The sequence below is a fragment of the Micromonospora sp. NPDC049799 genome (genome assembly GCF_040656655.1).
Classification (GTDB): domain Bacteria; phylum Actinomycetota; class Actinomycetes; order Mycobacteriales; family Micromonosporaceae; genus Micromonospora.
On the sequence record NZ_JBFAMU010000406.1, the window covers coordinates 1 to 4,419 of the forward strand.

Consider the following 4,419-nt stretch of genomic DNA (forward strand, 5'->3'; position numbering starts at 1 on the left):
GCAGCGAGCACCGCGTAGTACCCGGCGACCGCATGCCCCTTGGAGAGCAGGAACCGGTCCCGCTCCGGGTCGTCGACGGTGGCCGGGGTTGACCGGCCGCCACTTTTGTTCAGTCGAACGCGGCGGCGAACATGCCCGGCTGGTAGGAACCGCCGCGCTGGTGCACGATCACGGCGAGCCGGTTGGCCGCGTTGATCAGCGCGACCAGGGCGACCAGAGCCGCGATCTGGTCGTCGTCGTAGTGCTTGCGCACCTGCGCCCAGGTCTCGTCGGACACGCCCTGGGAGGCGTCGGCGAGCCGGGTGCCCTCCTCGGCGAGTGCCAGCGCGGCCTGCTCGGCCTCGGTGAAGACGGTGGACTCGCGCCAGGCGGCGACCAGGTGGAGCCGGACCGCACTCTCGCCCTCAGCCACGGCCTCCTTGGTGTGCATGTCGATGCACCAGCCACAGCCGTTGATCTGGCTGGCCCGCAGCGACACCAACTCCTGCGTGGCCTTCGGCAGCGGCGACTGCTGGATCACCAGGCCGGCGTTCGCGAACCGCTTGAAGAACTTCATGGCGGTCTCGTTGTCGAACATGTTGAATCGGGCGTCCATGGTTCCGTCCTTCGCTTCCGGTGTTCGGTGGGACGAACACGAGATGCCGTCGAGGAGCGCCCCGTGACGGTGCGGTCCGGTGACGACTGCCACAGCCGGTAGGTGTCACAGAACGGCCGGGTGCGGCATCTGATGGGTGACGCAGTCGAGAGCGAAGAGGAGTCACCCATGGTGGGCACGCCGCAGAACGCCGCCGCCGATGACCGTCCGGACCCGGCCACCGAGGCGTTCCTCGCCCACCGCAACCTGCTCTTCACCGTCGCGTACGAGATGCTGGGCTCGGCCGCCGACGCGGAGGACGTACTCCAGGAGACCTGGCTGCGATGGGCGGGCGTCGACCTCGGCGCGGTCCGCGACCAGCGCGCCTACCTGGTCCGCGTCACCACCCGCCAGGCACTCACCCGACTGCGTACGCTCAGCCGCCGCAGGGAGTCGTACGTCGGCCCGTGGCTGCCCGAGCCGCTGCTCACCGCCCCTGACGTCGCCGACGACGTCGCGCTGGCCGACAGCGTCTCGATGGCGATGCTGCTGGTGCTGGAGACCCTGGCGCCGACCGAACGGGCGGTGTTCGTACTCCGGGAGGTGTTCGACCTCGGGTACGACGAGATCGCCGAAGCCGTCGACAAGAACCCCGCCGCCGTCCGCCAGATCGCCCACCGGGCACGGGCACACGTCGCGGCGCGCCGGCCCCGCCAGGTCGTCTCCGCGACCGAGACCCGGTCCGCGCTCGACGCGTTCCGGCGGGCGGTCGAGACCGGCGACCTCCAGAACCTGCTCGACATCCTCGCGCCGGACGTGGTCCTGCTCGGCGACGGCGGCGGCGTCAAGCAGGCCGTCCCGCGGCCCATCCTCGGTGCCGACAAGGTGGCCCGCCTGCTGACCGGCGGGTGGGGCAAGGTCACGGCCAGCACGTCGTGGCAGCCGACGCACATCAACGGCCACCCGGCGCTGATCCTCCACCTCGACGGTGCCCTGGACACCGTCCTGGCGCTGCGGGTCGACGACGGCCTCATCACCGGGATCTACGCCGTGCGCAATCCCGAGAAGCTGTCCCACATGGAACGGGAGACGGTGCTCAGCCGCCTTTCGGGGGCGTGAGCGCGGTCTCCATGCGCGCCACTGTCGAGCTGATGTCGTGAATGAATCACTGCGGCCTGAGCGACGGCGTCCGCCGCGCGCACGCCGAGGTGTGCTCCACCGGCAGCGCACACCGCCCGCCGCCGTCCGACAGCGGCCGATCACAGAAGACCCAATGGCGTACGCCCTGCTCGTCCTCGGCCGACACGGTCACGCCGCCCGGGTCCACTCGGGCGCTGAGCCGGGTCAGCACGCGGGCGGCGGTCCGGGCGAAGATCCGGGCCCGGAGCAGGTCGGGTGCCGTGACCGGCAGGTGGATCACCCAACGCTCGGTCATCGGTAGCGGTGGCTCGCCGACTGGCCGCTCTGCCAGGCGCGCAGGGCGTTCTTGATGCGTACGTTCTCCTCCTGCACCGCGACCAGGGCGGTCTGCGCGGTGGCCAGTTCGTCGGCGACCCGGTGCAGGAAGGCGCGGAGCTCGACGGGGTCGAGACCGCGCCGGCGGACGCTGAAGCACCGATCGCGGATCTGCCAGGGGCGGAGCTGGGTTGTGTCTCGCGTCGGACGTGGTTCCTCGCGTCGGCTCGCCAGCCGACGGATCAGGTCGCGCACGGGGGATCGCCCTTCGTCGGGTCGCGTCGGAGTGGAAGGGGCGGCCTCCGCCGGTTGCGGTCGGCGGAGACCGCCCCGCCCCGCCACCGCAGCCTCGATCGGCGGTACGACAGCAGGCCGCGCCGGGGGAGCGCGGAGGGTGAGGCCTCGGCGGCGATGCGAGACCGGTACGAGAGGCGCCAACCGACCGCAGCAGCACCGCATCACCGAGAGCGACGCTCTTGCCACCGAGTCACCTATGTCAAGCACGTCGCCGAGTCAGCTACCCACTTATGTCACTCGTGCTACGTGTGTTGCCTGCGTCGAAACGGCTGATCAATACTGGGTGGGCCAACCGACTGCAAGGGGCCCTACGTGCCTATTCCGCCCACGATGGACGAGCTGCTCGACGCTCTCATGAGGAAGATCAAGGACGGGACGTACCCGCCCGGCTCGCAGCTTCCTTCCGGGCGCGCGCTGGCAGACGAGTACGACGTTTCACAGTCCACGATCAGCCGGGCGGTGGCGAGGCTGCGGCAGCAGGGTGTACTGGTCGGTCGCCCGGGTCGCGGCGTCTTCGTTGCGGAGGCGAGGCGTCGCTGAGAGGTGCTCCCCCAGAGATGGGCTTTGTGGGTGGGCTCCAAGTAGCCGTATGGTGCGGCATCGGGGTAGTGATGTAGCCAAGTGACAAGATCTCGGCCGCAGCACCCGCCCCAGCCGCTGCGCCTTCTCCTGCCGCGACCCGAACGTCCCCGACACCTGGATCGCCACCGCCGCCTCCGGCAGGTCGATGGAGACGTTGCCGACCTTGGAGATGACAGCGTGCGGACCTCCCCGAGCGGAACGCGTCAAACAGCCGCTCCCGCTCCTTGTTGTTGGTGGTGGCCTGCACGATCGGTGCGTCCAGGAACTCGCCGAGCTGGTGCAACTGGTCGATGTAGCGCCGATCACCAGCACTTGGTCGGTGGGGCTGATCATCCAGCCCGTTGCCTCTTCGGGCGAGAACTGACCAGCGGCGAAAGCTTTGCGTCTATGGTACCGCTGGTAGTACCATCGGTTTGTGCCGGCCATAGCCAAGCTCGTCGAGGCGATGCGGAAGAACCCGCAGAACATCTCCTACAACGACCTCTGCCGGGTCTGTGAGCACTACTTCGGCAAGCCACGCCAGACTGGCACCTCTCACGTGGTCTTCAAGATGCCCTGGGCTGGCGATCCCCGGGTCAATATCCAGGACGACAAAGGCAAGGCCAAGGCTTACCAGGTCCGGCAGGTGCTCAAGGCGATCGACAAGAAGGAGGCCATGTGATGCAGCCCGACGCCCGTCCCGAGATCACCCACTACACCTACCGCGTCACCTGGTCCGGCGAAGATCAGGAGTTCGTCGCCAGCTGCGCCGAGTTCCCGTCCCTCTCCTGGCTGGCGTCCTCTCAGGTCGAGGCCATGCAGGGGCTCCAAGACCTGCTGCGTGAGGTGATCGCCGACATGGAGGAGCAGGGCGAGCAGGTGCCGCAGCCCTTCGCCGATCGGCACTACTCGGGCAAGTTCAACCTCCGTGTCGGCGAGAGCCTGCACCGCGAGCTGGCCATTGAGGCCGCCGAGGACGGCCTGAGCCTCAACCAGTACGTCCTCCGCAAGCTCCGCGCCGCCTGACGGAATCAGGGTCAGTCCACGCTCGGAAGCTTCGGTCCCAGCACGTCGTCGGCGTCCACGATCGTGTACGCGTACCCCTGCTCGGCGAGGAACCGCTGCCGGTGCGCCGCGTACTCCGTGTCGATCGTGTCCCGGGAGACAACGGTGTAGAAGTGCGCCTGCCGCCCGTCGGCCTTCGGCCGCAGCACCCGTCCCAGCCGCTGCGCCTCCTCCTGTCGCGACCCGAAGGTCCCCGACACCTGGATGGCGACCGCCGCCTCGGGCAGGTCGATGGAGAAGTTGCCGACCTTGGACAGGACCAGGGTGCGCAGCTCGCCGGTGCGGAACGCCTCGAAGAGCCGTTCCCGTTCCTTGTTGGTGGTCGAGCCCTGCACGATCGGCGCGTCGAGGTACTCGCCGAGCTGGTGCAGCTGGTCGATGTAGGCGCCGATCACGAGCACCTGGTCGTCCTTGTGCCGGTCGACCAGCGCCTTGATCACCGGCAGCTTGGTGCGGGCGGTCGCCGC

Annotated in this window: 8 protein-coding genes and 2 pseudogenes; 4 read left to right on the forward strand and 6 right to left on the reverse strand. The window is 69.0% G+C overall.

Translation table 11 applies throughout. From position 1 onward, the window contains the following. Positions 1-86 (reverse strand): annotated as a pseudogene (locus AB0I76_RS23220) (transketolase); the annotation flags it as partial. A gap of 23 nt (positions 87-109) precedes the next feature. Further along, entirely contained in the window at positions 110-595 is a 486-nt protein-coding gene (locus AB0I76_RS23225) for a carboxymuconolactone decarboxylase family protein (RefSeq protein WP_357039098.1), read from the reverse strand. Between the two features lie 168 nt (positions 596-763). Between AB0I76_RS23225 and AB0I76_RS23230 the strand changes: the two genes are divergently transcribed. Then, on the forward strand, positions 764-1,693 hold the full coding sequence (locus AB0I76_RS23230; protein ID WP_357039113.1) for an RNA polymerase sigma-70 factor: 930 nt from the start codon (positions 764-766) through the stop codon (positions 1,691-1,693). A gap of 46 nt (positions 1,694-1,739) precedes the next feature. On the opposite strand, the gene AB0I76_RS23235 is transcribed toward AB0I76_RS23230, so the two are convergent. Continuing rightward, positions 1,740-2,009, reverse strand: coding sequence for a hypothetical protein (locus tag AB0I76_RS23235; RefSeq protein ID WP_357039101.1), 270 nt, complete (start codon positions 2,007-2,009; stop codon positions 1,740-1,742). Beyond that, positions 2,006-2,275: a DivIVA domain-containing protein gene (locus AB0I76_RS23240; protein ID WP_357039116.1), complete on the reverse strand. Its 270-nt coding sequence runs from the start codon at positions 2,273-2,275 to the stop codon at positions 2,006-2,008. The genes AB0I76_RS23235 and AB0I76_RS23240 overlap by 4 nt, the downstream gene beginning before the upstream one ends. Positions 2,276-2,656: 381 nt before the next feature. Here AB0I76_RS23240 and AB0I76_RS23245 point away from each other — a divergent pair, with 381 nt between their 5' ends. Further along, the gene (locus tag AB0I76_RS23245) at positions 2,657-2,866 is read left to right on the forward strand and encodes a winged helix-turn-helix domain-containing protein (RefSeq protein WP_357039119.1); all 210 of its coding nucleotides are present in this window, start codon (positions 2,657-2,659) and stop codon (positions 2,864-2,866) included. Positions 2,867-2,959: 93 nt separating this feature from the next. Here AB0I76_RS23245 and AB0I76_RS23250 read toward each other — a convergent pair. Then, positions 2,960-3,232, reverse strand: a pseudogene (locus AB0I76_RS23250) (helicase-related protein); the annotation flags it as partial. 91 nt (positions 3,233-3,323) lie between these two features. On the opposite strand from AB0I76_RS23250, the gene AB0I76_RS23255 reads away from it, so the two are divergent. After that, positions 3,324-3,569, forward strand: a complete 246-nt coding sequence (locus AB0I76_RS23255; protein WP_357039104.1) for a toxin HicA — start codon at positions 3,324-3,326, stop codon at positions 3,567-3,569. Continuing rightward, positions 3,569-3,913, forward strand: a complete 345-nt coding sequence (locus AB0I76_RS23260) for a toxin-antitoxin system HicB family antitoxin (protein WP_357039107.1) — start codon at positions 3,569-3,571, stop codon at positions 3,911-3,913. The genes AB0I76_RS23255 and AB0I76_RS23260 overlap by 1 nt, the downstream gene beginning before the upstream one ends. Positions 3,914-3,924: 11 nt before the next feature. Here AB0I76_RS23260 and AB0I76_RS23265 read toward each other — a convergent pair. Further along, a partial coding sequence (locus tag AB0I76_RS23265) for a helicase-related protein (protein WP_357039110.1) occupies positions 3,925-4,419 on the reverse strand: 495 nt, incomplete at its 5' end.